This window comes from Mesorhizobium sp. M1182, assembly GCF_040318335.1.
In the GTDB taxonomy this organism is placed as follows: Bacteria; Pseudomonadota; Alphaproteobacteria; order Rhizobiales; family Rhizobiaceae; genus Mesorhizobium.
Genome location: NZ_JAMYMD010000017.1, coordinates 37,821 through 62,687 on the forward strand (window position 1 = coordinate 37,821; position 24,867 = coordinate 62,687).

General features: G+C 62.9%; 29 protein-coding genes. 10 read left to right on the forward strand and 19 right to left on the reverse strand.

What is annotated here, in order from left to right:
* Nucleotides 1-54 precede the first annotated feature (54 nt).
* The 5 genes from NKH33_RS19905 to lgt form a co-directional block, all read right to left on the reverse strand.
* On the reverse strand, nucleotides 55-675 hold the full coding sequence (locus tag NKH33_RS19905; protein WP_023678426.1) for a hypothetical protein: 621 nt from the start codon (nucleotides 673-675) through the stop codon (nucleotides 55-57).
* 54 nt (nucleotides 676-729) lie between these two features.
* The gene (locus NKH33_RS19910; protein WP_023678425.1) at nucleotides 730-1,881 is read right to left on the reverse strand and encodes a M24 family metallopeptidase; all 1,152 of its coding nucleotides are present in this window, start codon (nucleotides 1,879-1,881) and stop codon (nucleotides 730-732) included.
* Nucleotides 1,881-2,669: a peptidoglycan editing factor PgeF gene (gene pgeF / locus NKH33_RS19915; RefSeq protein ID WP_352469752.1), complete on the reverse strand. Its 789-nt coding sequence runs from the start codon at nucleotides 2,667-2,669 to the stop codon at nucleotides 1,881-1,883. Before pgeF ends, NKH33_RS19910 begins: the two co-directional genes overlap by 1 nt.
* A 139-nt stretch (nucleotides 2,670-2,808) precedes the next feature.
* The gene (locus NKH33_RS19920; RefSeq protein ID WP_352921127.1) at nucleotides 2,809-3,897 is read right to left on the reverse strand and encodes a class I SAM-dependent methyltransferase; all 1,089 of its coding nucleotides are present in this window, start codon (nucleotides 3,895-3,897) and stop codon (nucleotides 2,809-2,811) included.
* Entirely contained in the window at nucleotides 3,894-4,745 is an 852-nt protein-coding gene (gene lgt, locus NKH33_RS19925) for a prolipoprotein diacylglyceryl transferase (protein WP_352772597.1), read from the reverse strand. Before lgt ends, NKH33_RS19920 begins: the two co-directional genes overlap by 4 nt.
* Nucleotides 4,746-4,876: 131 nt before the next feature.
* Here lgt and NKH33_RS19930 point away from each other — a divergent pair, with 131 nt between their 5' ends.
* The 3 genes from NKH33_RS19930 (at nucleotide 4,877) to NKH33_RS19940 (ending at nucleotide 6,377) form a co-directional block, all read left to right on the forward strand.
* On the forward strand, nucleotides 4,877-5,179 hold the full coding sequence (locus NKH33_RS19930; protein ID WP_352469829.1) for an accessory factor UbiK family protein: 303 nt from the start codon (nucleotides 4,877-4,879) through the stop codon (nucleotides 5,177-5,179).
* Between the two features lie 331 nt (nucleotides 5,180-5,510).
* Entirely contained in the window at nucleotides 5,511-6,011 is a 501-nt protein-coding gene (locus NKH33_RS19935; RefSeq protein ID WP_023678420.1) for a type III secretion system chaperone family protein, read from the forward strand.
* 6 nt (nucleotides 6,012-6,017) lie between these two features.
* Nucleotides 6,018-6,377, forward strand: a complete 360-nt coding sequence (locus NKH33_RS19940; RefSeq protein WP_352850314.1) for a tRNA-binding protein — start codon at nucleotides 6,018-6,020, stop codon at nucleotides 6,375-6,377.
* A gap of 12 nt (nucleotides 6,378-6,389) precedes the next feature.
* Here the strand turns inward: NKH33_RS19940 and NKH33_RS19945 are convergent, their stop codons facing one another.
* From NKH33_RS19945 to NKH33_RS19960, 4 genes are all read right to left on the reverse strand, one after another.
* Complete coding sequence (locus NKH33_RS19945) at nucleotides 6,390-7,412, reverse strand: glycosyltransferase family 4 protein (RefSeq protein WP_352850315.1); 1,023 nt, start codon at nucleotides 7,410-7,412, stop codon at nucleotides 6,390-6,392.
* A gap of 205 nt (nucleotides 7,413-7,617) precedes the next feature.
* The gene (locus NKH33_RS19950; protein WP_352921130.1) at nucleotides 7,618-9,033 is read right to left on the reverse strand and encodes an ATP-binding protein; all 1,416 of its coding nucleotides are present in this window, start codon (nucleotides 9,031-9,033) and stop codon (nucleotides 7,618-7,620) included.
* 50 nt (nucleotides 9,034-9,083) lie between these two features.
* On the reverse strand, nucleotides 9,084-9,803 hold the full coding sequence (locus NKH33_RS19955; protein WP_023678415.1) for a response regulator: 720 nt from the start codon (nucleotides 9,801-9,803) through the stop codon (nucleotides 9,084-9,086).
* A complete protein-coding gene (locus tag NKH33_RS19960) occupies nucleotides 9,790-10,317 on the reverse strand; it encodes a MarR family winged helix-turn-helix transcriptional regulator (RefSeq protein ID WP_352456926.1) in 528 nt (175 codons plus the stop codon). Before NKH33_RS19960 ends, NKH33_RS19955 begins: the two co-directional genes overlap by 14 nt.
* 249 nt (nucleotides 10,318-10,566) lie before the next feature.
* Here NKH33_RS19960 and NKH33_RS19965 point away from each other — a divergent pair, with 249 nt between their 5' ends.
* The 3 genes from NKH33_RS19965 (at nucleotide 10,567) to NKH33_RS19975 (ending at nucleotide 12,735) form a co-directional block, all read left to right on the forward strand.
* The gene (locus NKH33_RS19965; RefSeq protein WP_352450493.1) at nucleotides 10,567-11,460 is read left to right on the forward strand and encodes a branched-chain amino acid aminotransferase; all 894 of its coding nucleotides are present in this window, start codon (nucleotides 10,567-10,569) and stop codon (nucleotides 11,458-11,460) included.
* A 145-nt stretch (nucleotides 11,461-11,605) separates the two neighbouring features.
* Nucleotides 11,606-11,917 carry a hypothetical protein gene (locus NKH33_RS19970; RefSeq protein ID WP_352450492.1) on the forward strand — a complete coding sequence of 104 codons (312 nt, stop codon included), beginning with the start codon at nucleotides 11,606-11,608 and terminating at the stop codon, nucleotides 11,915-11,917.
* A gap of 176 nt (nucleotides 11,918-12,093) precedes the next feature.
* Entirely contained in the window at nucleotides 12,094-12,735 is a 642-nt protein-coding gene (locus tag NKH33_RS19975; RefSeq protein ID WP_352450491.1) for an MBL fold metallo-hydrolase, read from the forward strand.
* Between the two features lie 69 nt (nucleotides 12,736-12,804).
* On the opposite strand, the gene NKH33_RS19980 is transcribed toward NKH33_RS19975, so the two are convergent.
* The 3 genes from NKH33_RS19980 to NKH33_RS19990 form a co-directional block, all read right to left on the reverse strand.
* Nucleotides 12,805-13,215: a BA14K family protein gene (locus NKH33_RS19980; RefSeq protein WP_023678410.1), complete on the reverse strand. Its 411-nt coding sequence runs from the start codon at nucleotides 13,213-13,215 to the stop codon at nucleotides 12,805-12,807.
* Between the two features lie 191 nt (nucleotides 13,216-13,406).
* Nucleotides 13,407-13,619 (reverse strand): cold-shock protein, encoded by a 213-nt coding sequence (locus NKH33_RS19985; RefSeq protein ID WP_006202521.1) that lies wholly within the window; start codon nucleotides 13,617-13,619, stop codon nucleotides 13,407-13,409.
* A 227-nt stretch (nucleotides 13,620-13,846) separates the two neighbouring features.
* Nucleotides 13,847-14,059 (reverse strand): cold-shock protein, encoded by a 213-nt coding sequence (locus NKH33_RS19990; RefSeq protein WP_006202520.1) that lies wholly within the window; start codon nucleotides 14,057-14,059, stop codon nucleotides 13,847-13,849.
* A gap of 490 nt (nucleotides 14,060-14,549) precedes the next feature.
* Here NKH33_RS19990 and NKH33_RS19995 point away from each other — a divergent pair, with 490 nt between their 5' ends.
* Nucleotides 14,550-14,951, forward strand: coding sequence for a Kazal-type serine protease inhibitor family protein (locus tag NKH33_RS19995; protein ID WP_023678409.1), 402 nt, complete (start codon nucleotides 14,550-14,552; stop codon nucleotides 14,949-14,951).
* Between the two features lie 127 nt (nucleotides 14,952-15,078).
* Here the strand turns inward: NKH33_RS19995 and NKH33_RS20000 are convergent, their stop codons facing one another.
* Nucleotides 15,079-15,324, reverse strand: a complete 246-nt coding sequence (locus tag NKH33_RS20000) for a hypothetical protein (protein WP_023678408.1) — start codon at nucleotides 15,322-15,324, stop codon at nucleotides 15,079-15,081.
* Nucleotides 15,321-15,587, reverse strand: a complete 267-nt coding sequence (locus tag NKH33_RS20005) for a hypothetical protein (RefSeq protein WP_352469759.1) — start codon at nucleotides 15,585-15,587, stop codon at nucleotides 15,321-15,323. Before NKH33_RS20005 ends, NKH33_RS20000 begins: the two co-directional genes overlap by 4 nt.
* 368 nt (nucleotides 15,588-15,955) lie before the next feature.
* Here NKH33_RS20005 and NKH33_RS20010 point away from each other — a divergent pair, with 368 nt between their 5' ends.
* The 3 genes from NKH33_RS20010 (at nucleotide 15,956) to NKH33_RS20020 (ending at nucleotide 18,255) form a co-directional block, all read left to right on the forward strand.
* Complete coding sequence (locus NKH33_RS20010) at nucleotides 15,956-16,138, forward strand: hypothetical protein (RefSeq protein ID WP_023678406.1); 183 nt, start codon at nucleotides 15,956-15,958, stop codon at nucleotides 16,136-16,138.
* 10 nt (nucleotides 16,139-16,148) lie between these two features.
* A complete protein-coding gene (locus NKH33_RS20015) occupies nucleotides 16,149-16,415 on the forward strand; it encodes a DUF1488 family protein (protein ID WP_352683477.1) in 267 nt (88 codons plus the stop codon).
* A gap of 184 nt (nucleotides 16,416-16,599) precedes the next feature.
* Complete coding sequence (locus tag NKH33_RS20020; RefSeq protein WP_352921133.1) at nucleotides 16,600-18,255, forward strand: tetratricopeptide repeat-containing sulfotransferase family protein; 1,656 nt, start codon at nucleotides 16,600-16,602, stop codon at nucleotides 18,253-18,255.
* Here the strand turns inward: NKH33_RS20020 and NKH33_RS20025 are convergent.
* From NKH33_RS20025 to uvrB, 5 genes are all read right to left on the reverse strand, one after another.
* Nucleotides 18,242-18,595 carry a DUF1428 domain-containing protein gene (locus NKH33_RS20025; protein WP_023678403.1) on the reverse strand — a complete coding sequence of 118 codons (354 nt, stop codon included), beginning with the start codon at nucleotides 18,593-18,595 and terminating at the stop codon, nucleotides 18,242-18,244. The two genes, NKH33_RS20020 and NKH33_RS20025, sit on opposite strands and share 14 nt — an antisense overlap.
* 77 nt (nucleotides 18,596-18,672) lie before the next feature.
* Nucleotides 18,673-19,101 carry a VOC family protein gene (locus tag NKH33_RS20030; RefSeq protein ID WP_352921135.1) on the reverse strand — a complete coding sequence of 143 codons (429 nt, stop codon included), beginning with the start codon at nucleotides 19,099-19,101 and terminating at the stop codon, nucleotides 18,673-18,675.
* 127 nt (nucleotides 19,102-19,228) lie between these two features.
* Complete coding sequence (locus NKH33_RS20035; RefSeq protein WP_023719167.1) at nucleotides 19,229-19,402, reverse strand: hypothetical protein; 174 nt, start codon at nucleotides 19,400-19,402, stop codon at nucleotides 19,229-19,231.
* Between the two features lie 102 nt (nucleotides 19,403-19,504).
* Entirely contained in the window at nucleotides 19,505-21,034 is a 1,530-nt protein-coding gene (locus tag NKH33_RS20040) for an ABC-F family ATP-binding cassette domain-containing protein (protein WP_352469763.1), read from the reverse strand.
* A gap of 432 nt (nucleotides 21,035-21,466) precedes the next feature.
* Nucleotides 21,467-24,757, reverse strand: a complete 3,291-nt coding sequence (gene uvrB, locus NKH33_RS20045) for an excinuclease ABC subunit UvrB (protein WP_352921137.1) — start codon at nucleotides 24,755-24,757, stop codon at nucleotides 21,467-21,469.
* Between the last annotated feature and the right edge of the window lie 110 nt (nucleotides 24,758-24,867).

Genomic DNA, 24,867 nt, shown 5'->3' on the forward strand with positions numbered 1-24,867 from the left:
TGAGGATGGTCTTTTCCGAAAACCGGATTCACTTTTCGGAAATCATACTCCAGGTCAGCCGGCGCCGCCGCCAAGCCAGGTGGCGAACTGGTCGATTGTCTGGTCGGCAATTGCCTGCATGGTCGCCGGGGCGACCGCCGTCCAGCCTTCGCCGCCGCCAACAGAGGGCGCCTTCTGCTGGCCGTTGATGCGATGCAGCCGGTTGCCGGCCGGGTCATAGATGTCCCAGACATAGATGACGGTAGTGTCCTTGCCTTCCGTCATGGTCGAGAAATAGCCCTTGAGCACATGTGTTGGGGTCTGGTCGGTGCTGCCGGCCAAGGTGATGCCGCGCTGCCTGGCGCGTGTCTGAAGCTCGGCGGTCAGCGGTGTCGCGGCTTCTACCGAGGCGCCGACGATCGGCGCCACCTGCAGCCGGGTCCGCGCAATGGCAGCCGCGCTTTTGGCGGGCGGCACGGCTGCTGCAGCGGAAGGCTGCGCCGTATCTGCAGTTTGCGCGGTGCCGGCAGGCTGAGCCGGAGTTGCGGGGGGCGTCGCGGCACCTCCGGCTCCGGAGAGGGATTGCGTCGATTGCGGGGCAATGGCCGAGGGTTCGAGAACGTCCTTCGCATTGGTGCAGGCCGCCAGTGCCAGCGCCACGAGCAATGACACGGTCGTCACATGCGATCGTCTCATTAGCCTGAAAACTCCTTGGCGACGAACGCCCCTCACACTCTCTCCATTATGGATTCACTGCACGATCAAGTCGAGATCATGGCGGGACAGCGGCTTCGGCTGGGATTCGGTGGTCAGATAGGTGCGGCCAAGCGTCATCGCGGTTTCGGTTTCGGAGTCCATGATGATCATATGGGCGAACAGCGTCATGTTCGGCGCAATCGGTTCGGGATTACCCTGATAGAACATCGGCATATCCATCCAGGACGGGGTGAAGCGGGCGCCGAGCGAATAGCCGCAGGCATTGAGCCGGTGCTTGGTCAAGTTGTGGGCTTCGAGGGTGCGGGCATGGGCGTCGAACACGTCGCCGAACGTATTACCGGGCGTCATCGCCTTCTCGACTGCAAGTAGCGCGGCGCGGGCGGCATCGAACAATTCCTGGTGGCGTTTCGATACCTTGCCGGTCAACACCGTGCGCATCATTGCCGCATGGTAGTGATGGAAGACACCGGCCCATTCGAGCGTCAGCTGGTCGTTCTTGGTGAGCTTGCGGCGACCGGCCTTGTAGCGGCAAAGCAGGGCGTCGACTCCGGAGCCGATGATGAACTCGTTGGCCGGATAATCGCCGCCGCCGGCAAAGATCGCACCTTGCATGGCGGCGAGGATCAGCGCCTCATCGCCACCCTGCTTGATCAGCGGCAGTGCTGCGTCCAGCGCGTCGTCGGCCAGATTTGCGGCTTTTTCCGCCTTGGCGATTTCTGCCGGGCTCTTGAATAGCCGTAGCCGGCTGACAATGCCGGAGGCATCCGCGATCTGCCCGAAGGTCTGCAACTGCTCGTCGAGGCGCCGGCCATTATAGGCGGTCAGGCCGTGGGTGTCGTATTCGACGCCGATCCGGGCGCCGAGCAGGTCAAGCTCGTTGAGCAGATTGCGCAGATCTACCGCCGGATTGGCGCCGTTGCGGTCCGTCCACAAAACGATGTTGTCGATGATCGAGGTGTGGCGCGCCTGGCGCAAGTCGGCCGAACGCGTCAGCAGCACCATCGAGCCGTCGGCCTTGACCACCAGGCACTGGAAAAAGCAGAAGCCGAAGGTGTCGTAGCCGGTTAGCCAATACATGCTTTCCTGGGCAAACAGCAGGACGGCGTCGAGCTTCTTTTCGGCGATCTCGATCATCAGTCGATCGCGCCGCGCGTCGAATTCCGAGCGTTCGAAATGCAGCGCCATCAGTCAGCCTCCAAAACGATTGCCGAAACCTGCCGCCCGTAGTCGGGCTCGTTGCGATGCGTGCTGCGCCGATAGGAGTAGAAAAGCTCTTCCTCGGCATAGGTGCAGCGGCCAAGTCCTTCGGCATTGACGCCAGCCTTGGTCAGCCGGTCGACCGTGTAGCGGTTGAGATCGAACATCGCGTGTCCGGCATTTGCGGAGGGCGCGAAATAGCGGGCACTGCCGGCATCGGCGTCGACGAAACGGGTGACAAATTCCGGTCCGACTTCGTAATTCCGTGGGCCGATCGAAGGACCGAGCACTGCGACGATGCGGTCGCGCCGGGCGCCGAGGCTTTCCATTGCCGCGATGGTGTTTTCCAGCACTCCGGTGAAAGCGCCTTTCCAGCCGGCATGGGCGGCGCCGATAATGCGCGCCTCGGCGTCGGCGAAGAGGACCGGTCCGCAGTCGGCGGTCGAGGCACCGACGGCAATGCCCGGCCGGTCGGTGACAATGGCGTCGGCCTTGGGCCGCTCGCCGGCAAAAGGCTCCCTGGCAATGACGACGTCCGGCGAATGAACCTGGTGAGCGGTCAGCAGATGGTTTGCAGGCACGCCCATCCATTCGGCGACCCGGCGGCGATTCTCGCGCACCAGCGTCTGGTCGTCGTTCGAGCCGGTGCCGATGTTGAGGCCCCGGTAGATGCCGCTGGAAATGCCGCCGACGCGCGTGAAGTAGCCGTGGCGGATGCCTTGCGCCGTTTCCAGCAAGGGCGACCGAACGGGATCCGGTTTGGTCTGATTCAGCATGGCGGCTTTGTTGTCCGTATAGGCGATTTCGTCAAGCGAGTTGAAGGGGCGCAGTTGAAGGCTGGTCAGTTGAAGGCTGGCGCAGTTGATGTCGGCCGCTAGTCGGAGACGGGAGAGTGGGAGAGGCGGCAGCGAAAAGTCAATCCATGCTTGGAAACGGCGGAACGGCAATGCCGGCGGGGAGGACGGCAAGCACCTTGAAGAGTTCGCCCATGGCCAGCGGGCCGGCGAGGCGCTCGACGTCGGCCGCGATCTTTTCGCGAGCTGCCTCATCGGCATTGGCGCCGAGCCGGCCAGCTCGTTCGAGAAGCCCCATCTTGAGCAGGAATTCACCTTGCGTTGAGAGGTGGGCATCGAGGCTGTGTGCCCGAACGGTTGCCGCGAGGGCAGCGAAATCGACATGGGCTGTGAGATCGGCCCGCCCCGGATTGGCCAGCACGTCCTCATGACGGTGCTTGCGCAAGGCCTGCAAGGTGTCGCCGATCCCGGGCTGGAGGTGACCGTAGTCGAGAAACAGGCCGGCGCCGCCAAATCCGGCAAGTCGCCCGGCGATGGCCGCCATCAGGGCGGCGCGGGCTGGCGCCACCTCGACGATCGCACCTTCCGGCGCATTCTCGGCACCCTCCGGCAGCAGCATCGGGTCGAGCGAGCCGGCGCCGACGAAAAAGCGCAGCCGGTTCGCATCGTCGAGACCGATCATCCGCTCGCGCCAGCCGGCTCCGGCGCGGACGAACTGGCGGATGGGCACCGCGTCAAACAGCTCATTACCAACAATCAGAAGCGGCGCCTGCGGTAGTGTGTCCACGGCCTCATGCCAGGCGACGGTGGCCGACGTCCCGGCAAGCGTTCGTTTCTGGACCTCGGTCAACCGCGGACTGGTCTCGATCAAGGCGAACGATGCGCTGGCGGTAAGCGTCGGATCGAGCCGCGAAAGCGTGCGCAGCATATCTCTCATCAGCGTGCCGCGGCCGGGGCCTATTTCGGCGATGGCGACCGGCGTCGGCCGGTCGATCGCCAGCCACGCCTGGTAGAGCCAGATGGCGACCAGCTCGCCAAACATCTGGCTGATCTCCGGCGCGGTGACGAAGTCGCCGGCGGCGCCGAACGGCTCGCGTGTCGTGTAATAGCCGTCCTGCGGATCGAACAGGCAGAGCGCCATGTATTCGCTGATGGGGATCGGTCCCACCGCACCGATCAGCTCGGCGATGCGGGTCTCCAGCCGCGTCATGCCGGCTGCGGTTTTGTCACCGGCTTGGCTGTAGCCATCGCCCAGATGCCGGCCAGCACCATCGGCAGTGACAGCACCATTCCCATGGTCAGCCAGCTCGTGCCAAGGAGGTAGCCAAGCTGCTGGTCGGGCTCGCGAAAGAATTCGACGAAGATGCGCGAGGCGCCATAGCCGGCGATGAAGGCGCCGCCGACGAAGCGCGGCGTCTTCAGCTTGAGCCGCGAATGGGTGAGGAAGCGCAGGATAAGGAACAACACCAGCCCTTCGAGCAGCGCCTCGTAGATCTGGCTCGGATGGCGTGCAAACGGACCGCCATTGGGGAATTCGAATGCCCATGGAACGTCGGTCGGCCGGCCCCATAGTTCGGAATTGATGAAGTTTGCCAGGCGAACGAGGCCAAGCCCCACCGGCACGCCGGCGGCAACCACGTCGAACAGCGACCATGTGCGGATGCCGCGAGACCGGGAAAACAGCGTCATTGCGAGAATGACGCCGATCAGGCCGCCATGAAACGACATGCCGCCCTGCCAGACGGCGACGATATCGAGCGGATTGGCGATGTAGCGCGGCAGGTCGTAGAACAGCACGTAGCCGGTGCGTCCGCCGAGCACCACACCGATGGCTGCCCAGACGATGAAGTCGTCGAGGTCGACGGGCTTCATCGGCAGGGTGCCGTCGGGCCACAGTTTTGGGTTGGTGACGAGGCGCTTGGCATACCACCAGGCGAACAGAATGCCGACGATGTAGCCGACGCCGTACCAATGCACCGCCAGCGGTCCGATCCGGACGATGACCGGGTCGATGTTGGGAAAGGGCAGGGCGGCCAGCGGCAGCAAATATTCGCTCAACAGGGTCTCCGGGTTCCCAATCAGGTTCGGGCGCGGACCATGCGGCAGGCTTTTGGCGGGGTCAAGGCAAGCATATGCTTGCATTCCGAATCGCGCGCCACTACGTCAATTCGACCAAGCGAGGATTTGCCATGGCGACCGGACCGAACCGCATTCTCGATGAATTCGCCAAGCTGATGACCGACGCAGCCGGTGCCGCGCAAGGCGTGCGGCGCGAGGTGGAGACCGCCTTCAGGGGCCAGGCCGAGCGCATACTCAACTCCATGGACGTGGTGCAGCGCGAGGAATTCGAGGCCGCTCGCGACATGGCGGCGAAGGCCAGGGAAGAAAACACCCGCCTCGCCGCTCGCATCGAGGCGCTCGAGGCCAGGCTTGCCGAATTGACCGGTCAACCAGCGCCTGCGGCTGCGTCAAAGCCGCGTGCAAAAAAATAACAAGAAATAAATCGTTAAACTTTTCCACAAAGCCGGATCGCAAAAAGCGCTTTGTCGTGAATCGCTTACCGGTACTGCGTGAATCTTTGTGACAGCGCCTTTCCACATGCGAATGACGCAGTGCGAAAAATTTGGCTGGTCACGCGACTCCCGATCAATAGACTGAATTTGTTGCATGATTCGGAGCAGGGTCATGCGCCGGGCGGTGGGGTCCGGTCCGGGGTCTTTGCGTTGACGAAGTCCTGGCCGTCCGAGTTCTAGGCAGAATTGTTCGAGTGTGCCTCTCCCGCGGAGCGTGTGGTGGCGCTCCCAGAACGACAGGAAGCATTTCATGGAACTTCTCGAACTCGAATTCTCCCGCGAAATCCATCCGGTGGATGTTATCGAGCAGGTGGCGCACAACAACGATTGGTCCTTCGAGCGGGCCGGCGACGACGAGATCTCGATCTCGGTTGCCGGAAGCTGGACCGACTACCACGTTTCATTCTCCTGGATGGAGGACTACGAGGCGCTGCACCTGGCCTGCGCCTTCGACATCAAGGTCCCGGAGGCGCGCGCGCTCGAGGTGATGCGGCTGCTTTCGCTGATCAACGAGCAGATGCTGTTTGGCCATTTCGATCTCTGGGAGCAGGAAGGCGCCATCATGTTCCGCCAGTCGCTGCTGCTGGCCGGTGGGGTCGAGCCGTCGAGCCAGCAGGTCGAGGTGCTGCTGTCGTCGGCGCTGGAGGCCTGCGAATGCTATTTCCAGGCGTTCCAGTTCGTCGTCTGGTCGGGAACTTCGGCCAAGGATGCGTTGGCCGGCGTGCTGTTCGAAACCTACGGAAACGCCTGACCGTCGATGGTTTCGAGCAACGCGCGAAAACCCGAGATCAGCTTTGCCGATTTCGACCGCGTCGACATCCGCGCCGGCACGATCGTCGAGGCAGAGCCTTTTCCCGAGGCGCGCAAGCCGGCGATCAAGTTGAAAATCGATTTCGGTCCCGTGATCGGGGTGAAGAAATCCTCGGCCCAGATCACGAAATACTATTCGCCCGAAGCCCTGATCGGCCGGCAGGTGTTCGCTGTGATCAATTTCCCGCCGCGTCAGATCGGGCCATTCATGTCGGAAGTGCTGACGCTCGGCTTTCCCGATGAAGAGGGCGCGGTGGTGCTTGGGGCAATCGAACGCAAAGTGCCGGACGGCGGCAGGTTGTTCTAGCTGCGCTGTTGTTCACGCAGCCAGTTTACGCCTGGTACCCAGCGCTTCTTCGACCGTTTCCATGAACATTTCCGCGCAGGTCTTCCAGCTGTAGCGCATTGCGCGTTGCCGCGCCTCGGCGCGGTCGACGTGAAGGGCGGCGAGCGCTGCTTGCCGCAGGTCGTCCGACACCGCGCCGCCGATGCCGTCACCCACAATATCGATGGGTCCGGTGACGGGATAGGCTGCGACCGGCGTGCCGCTGGCCAGCGCCTCGATGATGACGTTGCCGAACGTGTCGGTACGGCTGGGGAAGACGAAAGCATCGGCCGAGGCGTAGATCTCGGCCAGTTCGTCGTTCGGACGATGGCCAACGAAATGGGCATCGGGATATCTGGCCTTCAGCTTCGCCAATTCCGGCCCTTCGCCTACGACCAACTTGCTGCCGGGCAGGTCGAGGTCTAGGAAGGCCGGCAGGTTCTTTTCGATCGCGACGCGGCCGACGCAGAGGAAGATCGGTCCGGGAAATCCCAGGTCCTTTCTTTTGTCCGGCCGAAAATGATCGGTGTCGACGCCGCGCGTCCACGGCCGGAGCTTGGTGAAGCCGCGGGCCGCAAGATCGTCGGCAAGCGACTGGGTGGCAACCAGCGTGCCCTGTCCTGAATTGTGGAAATCACGCAGCCAGCGATAGGCCCATGCTTCAGGCACCGGCAGGCGCGCGCTCAGATATTCCGGAAAACGTGTGTGATAGCTGGTCGTGAACGGGCGGCCGGCGTTGCGGCAGTAGCGCCGGGCCATAATGCCGAGCGGTCCTTCGGTGACGATATGGATGTGGTCCACCTTGCGTGCCTCGATCAGCTGCGCCACGCGGTGCGGCGTCGTCAGCGCCAGCCTGATATCGGGATAGGTCGGCAGAGGCAGGGTGCGAAAGATATTCGGCGTCAGGAAGTCCGTCTCGATATCGAAGGATTTCAGGGTCTCCGAGAGACGCTCTAGCGTGTGGACGACGCCGTTGACTTGCGGGCGCCAGGCGTCGGTGACCATCAGGATGCGCATGGCGGTCCCTTGGCGGCAAGCTTGATTGCCTCGCCGCGACGCCTGAGCGGCGACCACGCCGCAGCTCGGGCGTCGCACCAGCGCACCTGGGCAGGCGCGGGGTCGAAATGAGGCCGCAGGGCCGAATCAATCAGGATCGCGCGCTTCATTGGCGCTCTTCACCATGGTTTCATGACGGGCCGATGAAGGCCGGGTGTCGCTGCCGTCAAGCGGGGACCTTGATCACCGCCCGAAGGCCGCCGAGCGGGCTGCGTTCGAGGACAATGTCGCCGCCATGGCTGCGGGCAATGTCTCGTGCGATGGAGAGGCCAAGGCCGGTGCCGCTGGCGTCGAGGTTGCGGGCCTCGTCCAGCCGCACGAACGGCTTGAATACATCCTCTCGCTTTTCGGGCGGAATTCCCGGGCCGTCATCGTCGATGGTGACGAGCAGCGAACCGCGCCCATGATTGGCATTGATCTCCACCGTCTTGGCATAGCGGAATGCATTGCCGACGACATTGGACAGCAGCCGGGCAAAGGCATTGGGGCGCACGTGCACATGCGGATCGCCGACAAGCACGGTCGACAGCTTGCGCTTGCGCAGCGCGGCTTCCTCGCGAAGCTTGTCGAAGAAGGCTTCGAGATCGAACTGACCGGCGTCTTCCGAAGCTTCGCCGCGTGCAAAGGCAAGGTAGCCTTCCAGCATCGACTGCATGTCGTCGATGTCCTGGTCGAGTGCCTGGGTATCGGCCGCCTTGGTCCCGGCAAGCGCCAATTGCAGTTTGAAGCGGGTGAGGATGGTCCTCAGATCGTGGCTGACGCCGGTCAGCATGGCGGTGCGCTGCTCGAGCTGGCGTTCGATGCGTTCGCGCATCTGGATGAAGGCAAAGCCGGCGCGGCGGACTTCCTCCGCGCCGCGCGGGCGAAAATCGCGCGGCATCGGCCGGCCCTTGCCGAAGCTCTCGGCCGCCTCGGCCAGCGTCAGAATCGGCCGGATCTGGTTGCGCAGGAAGGGAATGGCTATCATCAGCAGCACCAGCGAGGTGCCGACCATCCAGATCAGGAAAATATGGGTGTTCGATGCATAGGCCTGGCTGCGGCGCACGAAGACGCGCAGCACCTTGTTCTCGAGCTGGACACGGACCTCGACGATATTGGAATTGCCGACCGTATCGATCCAGAACGGACGGTTGATCTGGCGGGTGATCTCGGACGAGAGGATCTCGTCGAGGATCGAGAAGAACGGCTTTGGCCCGGGAGGCGGCAGCGGGTCGGGCGGTAGGAGGTCGACCTTCAGCTGCATGCGATCCTGGGCGATGCGGATGACGTTGGCGTAGTCGGCGTCGTGAGGATAGGTCTCTATCAGGTCGATGATGGCGGCGATGTCGCGCACCGTGGCCTGCGACAGGCGTTGCGTCACGGTCTGCCAGTGGCGCTCCATGAAGACAAAGGCGACGACCGACTGCAGCATGATCATTGGCGCGATGACGATGATCAGCGAGCGGGCATAGAGCCGCTTCGGCATGTAAAGCGACACCAGGCGCCAGAAACGGTTCCAGGCGCGCGGCACGGCCTTGAGCGCCCGCGTCGCGCGGGCGCTGAAGCCGCCATCTCCCGGCCGTTCGAGTTGCGTGGTCGCCATTCGTCCTTTCGCTCACCGGGACCCGGCAAAGGGCCGCTGTCGGCGGCATTCTATTCCACGCTGAGCCGATACCCAATACCGCGCACGGTCTGCAGCCAGACCGGATTGGACGGATCGCGTTCGATCTTGCGGCGCAGCCGGTTGATCTGGACGTCGATCGTGCGCTCGCCGACCTCGGATTCATCGCCGACAAGCTCATGCCGCGGTATCGTTTCGCCGGCACGCGCAGCGAAGATCGCCAGGATTTCCTGCTCGCGGTCGGTCAGCTTGAGCGCCTCGCCGCCGCGCTTCAGCTCACGCCTGGCGATCTGGAACGTATAGGGGCCAAAGACCAGCTGTTCGACCTTGGGCGTCGTCGCGGGGCCGCCGCGGCGCAGGATATTGTTGATGCGCAGGATCAGCTCGCGCGGGTCGAACGGTTTAGGCAGATAGTCGTCGGCACCGGCCTCGAGCCCGGTGATCCGGCTGTCGGTTTCGGACAGTGCGGTGAGCATCAGGATCGGCACGTTTTTCTCGGCCCGCAGCGCCTTGGTGAGATCGACGCCGCTTTCACCCGGCATCATGACGTCGAGCACGATCAGATCGAAGTCGAGGCCGGCGAGCTTGCGCCTCGCCTCGCCAGAATTTCCGGCGACGGTGACGCGAAAACCGTTTTCGGTCAGATACTGTTTCAGAAGATTGCGGATACGGGTGTCGTCGTCGACCACCAGCAGATGCGGCGCGTCGTCTTCCGGTGCTGTCGGATGATCAACCCTCTCAATGGTCTCCATGGTTTTTCCCTGACATCTTTGCGGGCACAATGTCGATCTGCGCCCTTAGTTCCGGATTTACCATCGCTTCAAGGAACCGTTCGATAACGGCGCGTTCGGTGGCTCCGGAATCTTCCAATGCAGCATGGATGCGGCGCGACTGTGGCCGCGCCAGTGCCAGCGCCAGAGCACGGCCCTTGGCCGTCGGATAAAGCTCGCGCTGGCGGCGGTCGCGGGGGCCCTGCAATTGCACGATATGGTCGGTGTCGATCAGTTGCTTGAGCACGCGCGCCAGGCTCTGCTTGGTGATCTTGAGCACATCGAGGAGCTCGGCGACCGTCAGGCCGGGCCGGCGATTGACAAAATGCAACACCCGATGATGGGCGCGGCCAAAACCGTAATCGGCCAGGATCTGGTCCGGATCGGAGGTAAAGTCGCGATAGGCGAAGAAGAACAACTCGATGATGGCGAAATCGATGCCGTCCTCGTCGGTGATCGCTGTCCTGATCGGCTCTGCGGCTGCGTGGCTCGTCATCTTTTCTCCGTGTGAAGCAGGAAATTATGTCAGCACTATTGACGTATTTTCCGCGCGATGGTAATTTTTGGCAAGCTTTTCGGCGGATTGCGAACGAAAAGGCAAGCGAAGCCGTTTTTTCCGGAACTTCCTGAGTTTGCCAGACCTTAAATATCCGCCTACGCTTTGAGACAATGGCCGCCCGCAGCGGCCGAGGCGAAACACGCAACGACACAATGATGTGCGGGCTGCCGCCCGCGGGAGGTTACCATGGCATCCGTTCCCTTCGACCAACTGGACGGCTTTATCTGGATGAACGGCGAATTCGTCAAATGGGCCGACGCCAAGATCCACGTCTTGACCCACGGGCTGCACTACGCCAGCGCGGTATTCGAGGGCGAGCGCGCTTATGGGGGCGAAATTTTCAAGCTGACCGACCACACCGAACGCCTGCATGAATCGGCGCGCCTGCTTGGCTTCAAGATACCCTACTCGGTCGCCGAGATCGACGACGCCTGCCGCACGCTGTTGAAGAAGCAAGGTTTCCAGGACGCCTATGTCCGGCCGATCGCGTGGCGCGGCAGCGAACAGATGGGCGTTTCCGCACAGAACAGTCGGATCAACTGCGCCATCGCCATCTGGCAGTGGCCAAGCTATTTCGACCCGGCGCAGAAGCTCAAGGGGATCCGCCTCGACATGGCCGAATGGCGCCGCCCCGACCCGCGCACCGCACCGTCGAAATCGAAGGCGGCCGGCCTCTACATGATTTGCACCATGTCCAAGCATGCCGCCGAGGCAAAGGGCTATGCCGACGCCATGATGCTCGACTGGCGTGGCCAGGTGGCGGAAGCGACAGGCGCCAACATCTTCTTCGTCAAGGACGGCAAGATCCATACGCCCAAGCCTGATTGCTTCCTCGACGGCATCACCCGCCGCACGGTTATCGGCCTTGCCAAGGACCGCGGTTTGGAGGTGATCGAGCGCGCCATCATGCCGGATGAGCTTGAAGGCTTCCAGCAGTGCTTCCTCACCGGGACGGCAGCCGAGGTGACGCCGGTTTCGGAGATCGGTCCATACCGATTCGAGGTCGGCGAAATCGCCAAGACGCTGATGAATGACTATTCTGCGGCCGTTCAGCCCAAGCACGCAATCGCTGCAGAATAACGAAAGTCACAGCTTTTTTAACTAGTAAGGGCGGTTTTCGGGCCGCCCCTTTTATTTAAGCGCTTCTGCATTTGACTTTCACACAATTCGGCGTCTCATGATGGGGTCGGCCCGGGAGGCTGGCAGCTATGGAGGGACTGGAAATATGGATATGAACACGCTTCTTCCGATCATTATTCAGGTGATTACGGGTATCATCGGTGGTCAGGCGGTTGGCGCGGCTATCAAGACTGCGGCGATGGGGCAGCTTACCAAAATCCTGGGCGGCGCTGTCGGCGGCGTCGGCGGTGCGGCCATCCTCAACAGTCTGCTGGGTGGCTCGGTCGATCCGGCAGCCGCCGCCACGGCGGCAGGGGCCGGCAGCGCGTTGAACATTTCAAATATCGTTGGCGGTGCCGGCGGCGGCGCCATCCTGACCGGCATCATCGGTGCGGTCATGAACGCGATGAAGAAATAAGCTTTGACGTTTCAGGTTTTCAAATGGGCGGCTTCGGCCGCCCATTTCGTTTGCCGTTTGTGGGAGCGGTGGACGCCGTTCGCGTGTGTCTCTACATCAGGGCCTGGTTCAAGGTTGGAGCTCTCCTGACGCGTTCGAGGGGACGCGCAGCGCTCCGACAGCGTGAAAGGACGAATATGGGTCAGCTCAACGCCGGCATCGTGCCGGTCACGCCGTTCCAGCAGAACTGCACCATCCTCTTCGACATGGACGACAGGCAAGGCGTTGTCGTCGATCCGGGCGGCGACATCGACAAGGTGCTGGCGGCGCTCGAGGACAATGCGATCACTGCCGGCGCGATCTGGATTACGCACGGCCATATCGACCATGCCGGCGGGGCCATGGAGTTGAAGGAGGCGCTCGGTATCGAGATCATCGGTCCGCATGCCGCCGACCGGCCGCTGCTCGCCAATCTCGAGAACCAGGCAAAGCGCTACGGCATCACCGATCCCGTGCGCAACTGTGTCCCCGACCGGTTCCTTGCCGAAGGCGAGACCGTTTCGTTCGGCTCGCACGTGTTCGAGGTGCTCCATTGTCCGGGCCATGCACCCGGCCACGTCGTCTACTATAGCCGGGCTGCGAAGTTCGCCCATGTCGGCGACGTGCTGTTCCGCGGTTCGGTCGGCCGCACCGATCTGCCGGGCGGCAACCACGCCGCGCTGATCGCCTCGATCAAGGAGAAGCTTTTGCCGTTGGGCGACGACATCGGCTTTATCTGCGGCCATGGTCCCGGCGGCCGTTTTGGTGAGGAGCGGCGGAGCAATCCTTTTCTGGTCTGAAACCGCTTGCCGGAAACAAAAAGCGCGGCCTGTGCGACCGCGCTTTTTTCCGACGGGAAACTGCCTCCGCTAATTGGCGGTGCAGAAATGCTGTTCGCCGTCATAGCCGGTGAACGTGCCGGTACGGGCGTTGAAGCTCCGGTAGCGGTCCGAGCAGTATTCGTACCAGCCGCGGGTCCACGGCTCCGCATAGCTTTCGGCATAGGCCACTCGCGGCTGCACGTAATAACGGCGCACCGGGGCAGGCCTGTAGTATTCATCATCATAGGCCGGGTCGTAATAGCGGGGCTGCGGGCTGGCGAGCGCACCGCCGATCAGGGCACCGGCCGCAAGGCCGAGCACGCCGGCCGCAACGGCGTCGCCGTGGCCGTGGTGGCGGCGGTGATGGCGCCATTCGTCGGCATTGGCCGCGGGCAAGGTCGCAAGCGTGGTCGCAACGACCGCGGCGGACAGGATGGCAGTCTTGAAAATTCGGTTCATGTCAGTCTCCTTCGTGCCGGCCCGGGTCGTTTCGGGGGATGCGGTCCGGCTTTAACGAAGATTAATATGCGACCGTGGCTGAACGGGGGCTGAACGAAATTTGGCCAGGCGGTTCATCTAACTGGGCGGTTCAAGCGTGCGGCAAATACCGCAGGCCAGACCGGCCCACGTCCATTCTGCCCGGGGGTGGTTCAGCCGATCGACAGGTTGACGGCTTTCGGACCCTTGCCGCGCTTGTCCGGCTCGGTGTCGAATGTCACTTTCTGCCCATCCTCGAGACCGGGAAGACCCGACGCCTGCACGGCCGAAATATGGACGAAGACATCCTTTGCCCCGTCGTCCGGCGTGATGAAGCCGAAGCCCTTGGCGTGATTGAAGAATTTGACGGTGCCGGTCTGCGGCATGGGAAGCTCCTTTGATCCCACAAGTCCAGTCTCGGGCCGGCAAATGCCCGGACGGAAATTTGTCCTTTATTTTAGTGCCATCGGCAAGAGAAAGTTTTGCGGGTGCCGGCAAGCATCCCGGAACACAAAAGGCGCGACGAAAACCGCCGCGCCTTTACAGAATTCAAGTTCACTCAAAAGCCTTGCAGCATCCTCACACCCCGAAAGGACGCGCGGAACGCCGCCGTTCAGGCGGCGCGGAGATTGACCGCTTTCGGACCCTTGCCCATACGGTCGGGCTCGACATCGAAGGTGACCTTCTGACCGTCGACGAGCGTGCGCAGCCCGGAAGCCTCGATCGCCGAGATGTGGACGAACACATCCTTGGCGCCGCCATCGGGCGTGATGAAGCCGAAGCCTTTGGTAGCGTTGAAGAATTTAACGGTGCCGGTCTGGGCCATTGGGGAAACTCCTTCACCCGTGTCAGTCTTGGTGGTTCCGCCCGCCGCCTGGCGCCGTGGGCAAGTCCCGGTGGTTGCTTCGGCAGTCATGCATTGGCGCATGGTAAAACCCCCCGCCGAAAACGGGGCTGTCAGAGATTCACAGTATCGGGGAAAGGTCGTCCAAAACGTTCCGCTCTCCGGGTCGCAAATGCCCGAACACAAAATTTATCGCACGGAAACGTGATGCTTGCAAGACACAGCCGCGGGCGGCCCCAACAGGCGCATCCCGACGCATCGCACCGATAGTCCGGGTTCGCTGCGCGGTCATCGGCCAGACTTCACCCAGGCATGGTCCAGCAAGCGGGGCAGGTGCTGTCTTGGCTTGCGCCGGCATACCGCTCTGGCTCGCCAGTTGCAAACAGGGGTTGCATCTGGCAGCGGAATGACGAGGATCGGCCTGACCCAGGCACCATTTGTGCGGGCCGGAGTTTCGAGGGAGAGAACATTCATGCGGTTTCTTGCGGCAATCTTTCCGCGGCAGGTTTTTTCCATCCTGTTCCTGTCGGCAATTCTCGCAGCCTGCACCGTCGTGGTGGATGATGAGGGGCCGGGGCCGCGCCCGCCACGGCCGGGGCCGCAATTCTGCACTAGGCAATATGACCCGGTCTGTGCCCGGCGCGGCGGCGACCGCCAGACCTTCGCCAATGCCTGCCTTGCCGAACGGGCCGGATACCGCATCATTCGCGAGGGCGAGTGCCGCGGCGGTGGTGGTGGCGGTGAGGAGCAGACATTCTGCACCCGCGAATACCGCCCAGTCTGTGCCCGTCGCCATGGCGAACTGCGCACATTCCCCAACGAATGCGAAGCCCGCGCGGCGGATTATCGCGTCGTCGATGACGGGCCCTGCTAGCGCACCGACCTACAGCCTGGCCGGATAAGCACCATCTGGGGGCCGGCGTAGAGCTCAGCGCCGTTCCCGTTGGAGATGCGGATCTGCGGCATTATCAGCATGTGAAGCAGCGTTGTGGCGCGTCGGCTCAGTTGGCCGGGTTGTCGACCGGTTCGAGATTGTCTTCCGTGGTGACCCGCTCATAGGTCTCCTGATCGCTGCGGATGCGATATTGCGGCGAGCCGTCCTTGACCGGCAGCCGGCTCTTGATCTGGAACAGCTCCGCGGTCTTTTGGGCAAGGCCGGTGCGGCTCTTCATGCGGACGGTCTGGCCGACGGTGAAGATATGCGCCGGCGTGTCCGTGCGCCGCGCATTCTGCTGGAAGCGGATCATGTGACATTCTCCTGGTCGTGCCGAAGCGCTGCGTCGAGCTCGGCATGGTCAATGGCGACAAGCTGGCTGGTCGCGCTTTTCACTGTCCTTGCCGGCAGATGGATGAAAGTGGCGACGCGGCGCCAGGCAGGCCAGGACATGCCGTCGATCAGTTCTTCGTCGTGGTCGATGTCATAGTCGCCGGCCGGCTGCATGCCATCCAGCCCGCCAAGCACGAAAGGTGCCGCGAAATGCGCTATGGAATGGGTGGTGCGAGCAGACATTCTTGTGCGCCTCGAAGTTCTCGCTTGTGCCTTGAAGTTCTCGTGCCTTGAAGTTTCTTTCCGGCCTGCCCCGGAAGCGGAGCCTGCATTGCGGTACCAGGTGTCGGCGATTTGGATAAGTTTGGCGGGCCGAGAATCCCTGACACCGCGGGGCCAAGCATGACCCAAACGGTTTCATACCTCTAGTCTGAAAATACGACTTATTCAAGAAGTTTTCGGCCTCTTACCCCTACCAACGTCAAATTACTTTTCTATAGTTATCCGCAGAACGATGATACGGTCCCGGTGCACCTCAAAAATTGTTTGAAGAACTTCCGAAAAAATTCCTCCGGCATTTGTATTTATCTAGCAATGGAAGGAAGAGAGTCATGAACTCCGCAAGAACACCGGATGTCCCGACAGTTGCAGTCAGTCCTGTCGCAAAGCCGATAAAGGTCTTGTCGCCGCGTCTCACGATAAGAAGCGACGAGGCGGCAAGGCGAAGGATTGCCGACACCGACGGCACGGCGCGGCGGGCGCGCCAGCTTGCCGAAAGCAACCGCCTGATTTGACGCGCAAGCCATGACGCTCAATTTTCCCAATCCCAGCCGCTCCTATGACCCGGCGGCCAAGCGCATTCGTTTCGTCGGCCATGACGGCATGCTCGAAGTCCCGTTCTTTGTCGAGGTCGCGGCACTTTCGGCGGCAAACCCGGCAGCAAGCGGAGCCGAGGCCGAATTTCTCAGCGCCTTCGACGCCAAGCGTTCGTCGATCCACGAGATTGCGCGCCAAGCCTACTCGCACGGCCGCAGGAACATGTATGTGCTGACGCCGGCCGACTTTCGGTAGGCTCCCCCGGGTTCGAAGTTTTGCTTCGTAGCGACCGCCGTCTGCTCTTGCACGCGCCGCAGCGATGGCCTAGATCGCGGCAGGCGGACAACACGGCAGGTTTCCCATCAACAGAGATCCGAGACAACCGGCAGGCGCACGTTACGGCTCAGGCGGACAGCCGCCGCTGGGGCTCGACCAGCACGTGCAGCAGGCGCTGCAGCTGCACCAGGCCGGGCGCCGGCAGGAAGCCGAGGCGCTTTACCGACAGGTGCTGGCGCAAAAGGCCAACCACCCGGCTGCTGCGCATTTCCTCGGGCTTCTGCTGCACCAGACCGGGCGCAGCGCCGAGGGGCTGGCGCTGATCGAACAATCGGTGCGTCTGCAACCGAACAATCCGGATTTCCTCAACAATCTCGGCACCGTGCTGCGCGACCTCGGCCGGGTCGCGGCCGCCGCCGATCTCTTCCGCAAGGTGGTGGCGATTCGGCCGGACCAGCTGGCGGCGCGTGACAATCTCGGCTCGTCGCTGAAGCAGCTCGGCCAATTCGAAGGCGCCGAGGATATTTATCGCGGCACGATCGGCCGCAACCCGTTCCATGTCCGCGCCCGCGTCGGGCTTGCCGAAACGCTGCAGGAAGCGGGCCGGCTGGATGAGGCACTGGCTGTTTTTCGCGAGGCGCTGACGATCCGGCCGAAGGATGCCGATCTTTTGCACGGCCTGGGTGTCGGGCTGATGGAAAAGGGCAATCTCGACGAGGCTGCGGATCTTTTCAGGCAGGCGCTGGCTGTGGACCCCGGCATGGCGAGGGCCTGGCTGATGCTTACCCAGGTCAAGCGCCAAAAGGAGCGCGACGCCGAGCTTGCCCGCATGGAGGCGGAGCACGCCAAGGCGCCGCAAGGCAGCCTGGCGCGCATGCAGCTTTCCTTCGGTCTCGGCAAGGCCAATGACGACCTCAGGGAGTATGGCCGCGCCTTCGACTATTTCGCCGAAGGCAACGCGATCCGCCGCCAGGGCATCGACTACGACGCCGGCAAGACGCGCGGCGAGTTCGAGGCGATGAAGGCGGTGTTCGACAAGGCCTTTTTTGAAAGGCACAAGCCGAGCGAGATAGCCGAGGACACGCCGATCTTCGTCGTCGGCATGCCGCGTTCCGGCACCACGCTGGTCGAGCAGATCATCGCCAGCCATCCGCAGGTCTATGGCGCCGGCGAGCTCAGCATATTGAAGACGGCGGTCGGCAAGCAGTTTCCGCTCAGCATGAAGGGCGGCTTTCCCTGGGGCATCGCCGACATGCCCGACAAGGCCTATGCCGAGGCCGGCCAGGCCTATCTCGACATGCTGCACGCCCGCTATCCGGGTTCTCGACACGTCACCGACAAGATGCCCGGCAATTTCCTGTTGGTCGGTTTCATCCACATGATGCTGCCGCGGGCCAAGATCATCCATTGCGCGCGCGATGCGGCGGCGACCTGCCTGTCGATCTACAAGGTGCACTTCCGCGGCGACAGCCATCGCTACGGCTACGATCTCGACGAGCTCGCCGATTTCCACAATCTGTACACCGACATCATGGCGCACTGGCATGCCGTGCTGCCTGATGTCGTGCACGACGTTCGCTACGAGGATTTCGTCGCCGACCAGGAAGGCCGGTCGCGGGCGCTGATCGCCCATCTCGGCCTGCCGTGGGACGACGCCGTGCTGTCGTTCCACGAGACCGACCGGCCGGTGCGAACGGCGTCGGCTGCGCAAGTGCGCCAGCCGATGTATCAGGGCTCGGTCGACCTGTGGAAGCGCTATGGCGACCGGCTGAAGCCGCTGCACGACAAACTTGATCGAGGGGCGCCTACAGCTCGATGAAGGGCTGAAAACCGCCAAAGATCATGCGCTTGCCGTCGAATGGCATGGTCTCCCAGTCCGACTTGAGGCGCGGGTCGGCCATCACCTTGGCCATCACCGCGTCGCGGCTCTGGCGCGATTCGTAGACCACCCATGAGAAGATGACGACCTCGTCGTCCTTGGCCTGTACGGCGCGCGGGAACGAGGTGAGCTCGCCATAAGGGACGTCGTCGCCGACGCATTCGACGTAGGCAAGAGCACCGTGCTCCTTCCAGACGGCGCCGCCGGTTTCCGCCAGCTTCTTGTAAGCATCGAGCTTTGCCTTCGGTACGGCAAGTACGAAACCGTCGACATAGGACATCTGATTTCCTCCATGCGATCGTTTTCCTCTCCCTCTGGAGCGGGAGAGGTGATTTCAGACACAGCCTGTGTGGAATGCTAAGCTGCTTTCACCGGTGCGTTCATTGCCCATTCGACGCCGAACGGATCACGCATATTGCCCCAGCGATCACCCCAGAACATCACTTGCAACGGCACGACTTCCTCGCAGCCCGCCTCGATGGCCCGCTGCCACCAGGCGTCGATGTCGTCGCTGCCGAGATGGAGCTGCATGGTGTAGCCCTGCGGCTTCACAGCGGCCATTCCATGCTCGGGATAGAAGTCGGAAAGCATCAGGGTCGAACCGTTGATGTGGAGATGGATATGCATGGTACGGCCCTGTTCGTCCGGCGGATAGGCAAAGACCTGCTCGGCACCGAAGGCCTTTTGGTAAAATTCTGCGGCTTTGAAAGCGCCGTCAAGCTGAAGGTAGGGCGTCAATCCGCCACGCACTTTGGCGGCGGGCTGGGTCTGCGGCTGGTCATTCATGTCATGCTCCTCTTTGCGTCTGGTTTGCCTTTGCGAACCACAGGACGAACGGAACGGCGACGATCCTACACGGCCGATGGTTTTTTGGATTTGAAATGGCGCCTGCCGCGACGGCCAACTGCCACCTTCAACCTTCGATGCGAATCCGCGGGCTGTTTTGCGCGTCGACGACGATTTCCGGCCAGCCAATATCTTTGCGCAGCTCGATCGGCAATGACAGGATGGCGCGTTCGCTGCGATAACGGGCGCGAGCCGCCGAGTAACGCGTTACGGCGTGACCTATGGATGACAGAATGGACATGATGCTTTCTCCTCGATTGGCGCCGGCATCACCGTGTCGGCAACCCAAGGACGTGGCATGCGATCATCATCCGACAGAGCGCCGGATTTTTTCCGCAATTTTTTAACCGCCGGCTTCGGCTACCTCCCGGAAGAAAGCTTCCGGGTCGTCGACCTCGGTCAGCCGCCGTTTCTCGATCAGCCAGAAGCGGTTGCCAACCGCGCGGATGAAGGAGCGGTCGTGCGAGGCAAGCAGGCAGCTCGCCTGATGTTCCAGCAATTCCGCTTCCAGCGCCTCCTGGCCATCAATATCGAGGTGGTTGGTCGGCTCGTCGAGCAAATAGAAGTTGGGATTGGCGAGCCTCAGCGCCAGCATCATCAGCCGCGCCTTTTGCCCACCGGACAGCACGCCGATCCTTCGCTCCTGCATGTCGATGCTGACGCCGGCGCCCGCGAGCAGCGAGCGGGCGCGCTGCTCGCCGACGTCGAATTTGCGCGAGAGCATCGCCAGCGGCGTGTCATCGCCGTCGATGCCGGACAGCGCCTGGTCGCTATGACCGAGCACGGTCGACGGTGTCACCTTCAGGCTTTGCGCCGCCGTTTCCGGCTCGACGATGGCGTTCCGGATCAGGCCGATCAGCCGTGATTTGCCGACGCCGTTACGGCCGAGCAGGACGATGCGGTCGCCTTGGCAGATGTGGCGCTTGCCGGTGCTGAACAGAACCGTGCCGTCAGGTGTTCCGACCACCAACTCGTCGAGCGTGATCAGCACCTTGGCATGGCTGCCGCGGTTGGCAAGCTTGATCGCGCCCGCCGACTTTTCGCGGTGTGCCGGCGCTGCCGCTTCTTCCAGGCGCTCTGCCCGCTGGTTGAGCTGCTTGGTCTTGACCGTCAAAAGGTCGCTGCCGGAATTGATGCCGATATTGTTGAGCTTGGCCGCTTGCCGGCGCAGCTGCTGCGCCACTTTCATGTCGCGCTGGAACTTGCGTTCGGTCGAGGCGTCGACCTCGTCCAGCGCAAGCCTCGCCCGCGAATAGGGCAGCGAAAACACCGGTGATTGTTCGGGACGCAGGAACAGCGTGCGGTTGGTCGTGGCATCGAGGAACGCCCTGTCATGGCTGGCGATCACCACCGGCACCTCGCGCGGCAGCGCGTTCAGCCAGGTCTCGAGCTGGCTGATCTTGCCGAGGTCGAGATGGTTGGTCGGCTCGTCGAGAAGCAGGACGTCGGGATCGGTGACCCAGACGCGGGCGATCAACGCCAGCCTTTGCCAGCCGCCGCTCAGCGCCTGCATTGGCCGCCCGCGCATCGGTTCTGGCACGTCAAGCGAGTCAAGAACCACATCGACGCGCCATTGTTCGCTTTCGACCTGTCCGGCCGGCAAGGCATCAGCGACCACCTGCTGGAAGCTGCGCCCGGCCAGCGCTGCCGGGACGACTTGCTCGACATAGCCGACGCGCAGGCCGCGCGTACGGGTGATGTCGCCTGATGTCGGCTCCATCTCGCCGGTCAGGCACTTCAGCAAAGTGGATTTGCCGCGCCCATTGGCGGCGACGATGCCGAGCCGGTCGCCGGTGCCGATGGTGAGGTCGAGGTTGGAAAACAGCGGCGCATTCAGGGTGACGCCGAGGGATTTGAGGCTGATCAGGGCCATTTTGATTTCTCTGGTCTTGCCGGAGCCCGGCTCAATGCACTTTGACGGTGCACGTGCCAGCCATTAGGCTCGGCATTGCGCACCACGAAGGGCAGACCAAAAAATCGAAGCGGGGAAAAACCCGGACCGTCCCTGGTCAGCCCTGCAAGCTAGCTCGCAGGGCAAAGACAGGGCCGCGCTGACGGTGGTGAGAAAATAACACGCAGCCCTCCTTTCAAGACGTTCGAGTTGTAGAAACTGGCTACACCAAGGCTAGGGCCGATGGCAAGTGGCTAGGCTCCCCCTTCTCCACTTGTGGGAGAAGGTGGCCGCGAAGCGGTCGGATGAGGGGTGCTCCAGCTTGGCACCGACGGCGATCCGTCCAGCACCCCTCAACCGTCTCGGCGCTGCGCGCCGATCCACCTTCTCCTCCAAGGGGAGAAGGGAAGCTCGCTAGCGTCCCGGGCGCCCCGTCTTGCCGGGGCGGCGCTTTTCACGGCGGGCGTCGGCCGGGTCTTCGTAGGAGCCGATACCACTGCGCTGGCGGACAATGGGTTTGGCGGAATCGTTGCGTTCCTTTGCGCCCCCCTCTGCCCTGCCGCGCATCTCCCCCACACCGGGGGAGATCGGCTGTGGTTTCGCTGGCACCTTTCCTTCGACCGGCTTTTCCGTCCGCCGCACGGTCATCTCGTCGAGCGAGTTCTTCTTGAATAGCGGCTTGGTCGGTTCGCCCGGGATGCCGAAGTCGGAGCCGTGCGCCTCTTCGGCCGACTGCTTCTTGAACAGCGAACGCGACACTGCGCCGGCCGGGGTCGGCATATCCGTGCCCGGCCCCATGGCGTCGAGCGAGGGCTTCGAAAACAGCGGCTTCTTCACCGGCACGGCGCCGTCGGCGCCCATCTCGTCGAGTGCCGGCTTGCGGAAGAGGTTGGGCCGGGCCGCCTCTTCGGCCGAACGTGCCTCGTCGAGCTTGCGGAAACGCTCCTGTTCCTCCGATGTACGGTGTTTGGCCACGCCCTTGTTGTGCTTGCCCTTTTCGCGGCCCGAGACCGGGCTTTCCATGTCGGCATATTTGGCCAGCGGATCGTCGGAGATGGACAGCTCCATCTCGCGCAGCCGCTTGATCTCGTCGCGGATACGGGCTGCCTTCTCGAAATCGAGATTGGCGGCGGCATCGCGCATCTGCTTGTCCAGGGCGTCGAGATGCGCTTTCAGATTGTTGCCCATCATCGCGCCGGCGCTGTCGGTGAACTGCGAGATATCGGCGCGGACATGATCTTTTTCGTAGACCGAGTCCAGGATGTCCGAAATGCGCGACTTGACCGATTCCGGGGTGATGCCGTTGGCCGCGTTCCACTCCATCTGCTTTTCGCGACGGCGGTTGGTCTCGGCCATTGCCCGCTCCATCGAGCCGGTGATCTGGTCGGCATAGAGGATGACCTTGCCGTCGACGTTTCTGGCGGCGCGGCCGATCGTCTGGATCAGCGATGTCTCGGAGCGCAGGAAACCTTCCTTGTCGGCATCGAGAATGGCGACGAAACCGCATTCGGGAATGTCGAGGCCTTCGCGCAACAGGTTGATGCCGACGAGCACGTCGAAGGCGCCGAGGCGCAGGTCGCGCAGGATCTCGATGCGCTCCAGCGTGTCGATGTCGGAGTGCATATAGCGCACGCGTATGCCTTGCTCATGCAGATATTCGGTCAAATCCTCGGCCATGCGCTTGGTCAGCACGGTCACCAGCGTGCGGTAGCCGGCCTTCGTGGTTTCGCGGATTTCGCCGACGACGTCGTCGACCTGCGTCTTGGCCGGGCGTACTTCGACCGGCGGGTCGATGAGGCCGGTCGGGCGGATGACCTGCTCGGCGAAGACGCCGCCGGACTGCTCCATCTCCCAGGCGCCGGGCGTCGCCGAAACCGCGACGGAGAGCGGGCGCATGGCGTCCCATTCCTCGAAGCGCAGCGGCCGGTTGTCCATGCAGGACGGCAGGCGGAAACCATACTCGGCCAGCGTCGCCTTGCGACGAAAGTCGCCGCGATACATGCCGCCGATCTGCGGTATGGTGACGTGACTTTCGTCGACGAAGACCAGCGCATTGTCGGGTATGTATTCGAACAAGGTTGGAGGCGGATCGCCCGGCTGGCGGCCGGTCAGATAGCGCGAATAGTTCTCGATGCCGGCGCAGGACCCGGTCGCCTCCAGCATCTCCAGGTCGAAGCGGGTGCGCTGCTCAAGCCGCTGCGCCTCAAGCAGGCGGCCAGCCTTTTCAAGCTCTTGCAGGCGATACTTCAGTTCTTCCTTGATCGACTTGATGGCTTGATTCAAGGTCGGCCGCGGCGTCACATAGTGCGAATTGGCGTAGATCTTGACGCTCTTCAGCTCGCCGGTCTTCTGGCCGGTCAGCGGATCGAACTCGGTGATCGCCTCGATCTCGTCGCCGAACAGCGAGATGCGCCAGGCGCGATCCTCAAGGTGGGCCGGGAAGATCTCGATCGTGTCGCCGCGCACCCGGAACGAACCGCGGACGAAATTGATATCCTGGCGCTTGTATTGCTGGGCGACGAGGTCGGCGAGCAGCGCGCGCTGGTCGAGCCGGTCGCCGATCTGCATCTGGAAGGTCATCGCCGTGTAGGTCTCGACCGAGCCGATACCGTAGATGCAGGACACCGAGGCGACGATGATGACGTCGTCGCGCTCAAGCAGCGAACGCGTCGCCGAATGGCGCATGCGGTCGATCTGCTCGTTGATCGAGGATTCCTTCTCGATGTAGGTGTCGGTCCGTGGCACATAGGCCTCCGGCTGGTAATAGTCGTAGTAACTGACGAAATACTCGACGGCGTTTTCCGGGAAGAATTTCTTGAACTCGGAGTAGAGCTGCGCGGCCAACGTCTTGTTGGGCGCCAGGATCAGAGCGGGGCGCTGCGTCTCCTCGATCACCTTGGCCATGGTGAAGGTCTTGCCCGAGCCGGTGACGCCGAGCAGCACCTGGGTGCGGTCGTTGCGGTCGACGCCTTCGACGAGATCCTTGATCGCCGTCGGCTGGTCGCCGGCCGGCTCGAAATCCGAGACCATCCTGATGGCGATGCCACCTTCGGATTTCTCAGGCCGGGCAGGGCGGTGCGGCGTCCACAGCACGCCGTCCTTGTGCAGCGGATTGCCGGATTCGATCAGCGCCGACAGCGCCGCGACGGTCGCGGTGACGCCGCCCGAGGCCATGGTCTCGGCCTCTTCCAGGGAGACATCGAGGCCAGCGACAGGGTTGAGACCGGCCGCAGTGCGCTCCCGCGCCGAAGCCGCGCCGCCCATCGAGGTGCCGCGTGCCGTACGGCCGGGAGAAGAGGAGCGCTCCGGGATTTTCTTGGCAGACTTGGCGCCTTCCCTCCCCCTCGAGGGGAGGGTGGCGGCGGAGCCGCCGGGTGGGGTCGGTGCGGCAGTGCTCGGCGACCCTTGACGCCGAGCGCTTCCTTTGCCGACCCCCTCTGTCGCCTTCGGCGACATCTCCCCCTCGAGGGGGGAGATTTGACGCCCTTCCTTCTCGGCTTCCTGCTCGATCTGTTCGGCCCAGTCGGCGATCGAGCCGGTCAGCGGCGCGCCGGTGAACTCGGCCTGCGGCGCCTCGGCAAAGCCGCCCTTGTACAGGGGCTCCGACGCATCGAGGAAATCGGTCAGCGGACTGCGCCGCTTGGGCGGCGAAGCGCGCTCGTCATTCGCCGGCGGCGGCGTTTTCTTGTCGGAGAGTCTGGCCATGGCCCCGAATATGGGAGGTATCGGCCAAAATGGAAAGAGCGGAGTGGTGAAGGGTGCCGCGCGCAATTTGGCTGCTGACAGCAGGCTGTCAGGAGCAACGTCGAAGTGCG

Coding starts and splice junctions, on each gene's coding strand:
- NKH33_RS20040 (WP_352469763.1), bottom strand. CDS start 21,034: ATGGCCCTGATCAGCCTCAAATCCCTCGGCGTCACCCTGAATGCGCCG.
- NKH33_RS19930 (WP_352469829.1), top strand. CDS start 4,877: ATGGCGACCGGACCGAACCGCATTCTCGATGAATTCGCCAAGCTGATG.
- uvrB (WP_352921137.1), bottom strand. CDS start 24,757: ATGGCCAGACTCTCCGACAAGAAAACGCCGCCGCCGGCGAATGACGAG.
- NKH33_RS19940 (WP_352850314.1), top strand. CDS start 6,018: ATGGTTTCGAGCAACGCGCGAAAACCCGAGATCAGCTTTGCCGATTTC.
- NKH33_RS20035 (WP_023719167.1), bottom strand. CDS start 19,402: ATGTCCATTCTGTCATCCATAGGTCACGCCGTAACGCGTTACTCGGCG.
- NKH33_RS20030 (WP_352921135.1), bottom strand. CDS start 19,101: ATGAATGACCAGCCGCAGACCCAGCCCGCCGCCAAAGTGCGTGGCGGA.
- NKH33_RS19965 (WP_352450493.1), top strand. CDS start 10,567: ATGGCATCCGTTCCCTTCGACCAACTGGACGGCTTTATCTGGATGAAC.
- NKH33_RS19935 (WP_023678420.1), top strand. CDS start 5,511: ATGGAACTTCTCGAACTCGAATTCTCCCGCGAAATCCATCCGGTGGAT.
- NKH33_RS19970 (WP_352450492.1), top strand. CDS start 11,606: ATGGATATGAACACGCTTCTTCCGATCATTATTCAGGTGATTACGGGT.
- NKH33_RS19960 (WP_352456926.1), bottom strand. CDS start 10,317: ATGACGAGCCACGCAGCCGCAGAGCCGATCAGGACAGCGATCACCGAC.
- NKH33_RS19985 (WP_006202521.1), bottom strand. CDS start 13,619: ATGCCGCAGACCGGCACCGTCAAATTCTTCAATCACGCCAAGGGCTTC.
- NKH33_RS20025 (WP_023678403.1), bottom strand. CDS start 18,595: ATGTCCTATGTCGACGGTTTCGTACTTGCCGTACCGAAGGCAAAGCTC.
- NKH33_RS19990 (WP_006202520.1), bottom strand. CDS start 14,059: ATGGCCCAGACCGGCACCGTTAAATTCTTCAACGCTACCAAAGGCTTC.
- NKH33_RS19945 (WP_352850315.1), bottom strand. CDS start 7,412: ATGCGCATCCTGATGGTCACCGACGCCTGGCGCCCGCAAGTCAACGGC.
- NKH33_RS20000 (WP_023678408.1), bottom strand. CDS start 15,324: ATGATCCGCTTCCAGCAGAATGCGCGGCGCACGGACACGCCGGCGCAT.
- NKH33_RS19920 (WP_352921127.1), bottom strand. CDS start 3,897: ATGACGCGGCTGGAGACCCGCATCGCCGAGCTGATCGGTGCGGTGGGA.
- NKH33_RS19950 (WP_352921130.1), bottom strand. CDS start 9,033: ATGGCGACCACGCAACTCGAACGGCCGGGAGATGGCGGCTTCAGCGCC.
- NKH33_RS19975 (WP_352450491.1), top strand. CDS start 12,094: ATGGGTCAGCTCAACGCCGGCATCGTGCCGGTCACGCCGTTCCAGCAG.
- NKH33_RS19910 (WP_023678425.1), bottom strand. CDS start 1,881: ATGGCGCTGCATTTCGAACGCTCGGAATTCGACGCGCGGCGCGATCGA.
- NKH33_RS19995 (WP_023678409.1), top strand. CDS start 14,550: ATGCGGTTTCTTGCGGCAATCTTTCCGCGGCAGGTTTTTTCCATCCTG.
- NKH33_RS20015 (WP_352683477.1), top strand. CDS start 16,149: ATGACGCTCAATTTTCCCAATCCCAGCCGCTCCTATGACCCGGCGGCC.
- NKH33_RS20005 (WP_352469759.1), bottom strand. CDS start 15,587: ATGTCTGCTCGCACCACCCATTCCATAGCGCATTTCGCGGCACCTTTC.
- NKH33_RS19980 (WP_023678410.1), bottom strand. CDS start 13,215: ATGAACCGAATTTTCAAGACTGCCATCCTGTCCGCCGCGGTCGTTGCG.
- pgeF (WP_352469752.1), bottom strand. CDS start 2,669: ATGCTGAATCAGACCAAACCGGATCCCGTTCGGTCGCCCTTGCTGGAA.
- NKH33_RS20010 (WP_023678406.1), top strand. CDS start 15,956: ATGAACTCCGCAAGAACACCGGATGTCCCGACAGTTGCAGTCAGTCCT.
- NKH33_RS19955 (WP_023678415.1), bottom strand. CDS start 9,803: ATGGAGACCATTGAGAGGGTTGATCATCCGACAGCACCGGAAGACGAC.
- NKH33_RS19905 (WP_023678426.1), bottom strand. CDS start 675: ATGAGACGATCGCATGTGACGACCGTGTCATTGCTCGTGGCGCTGGCA.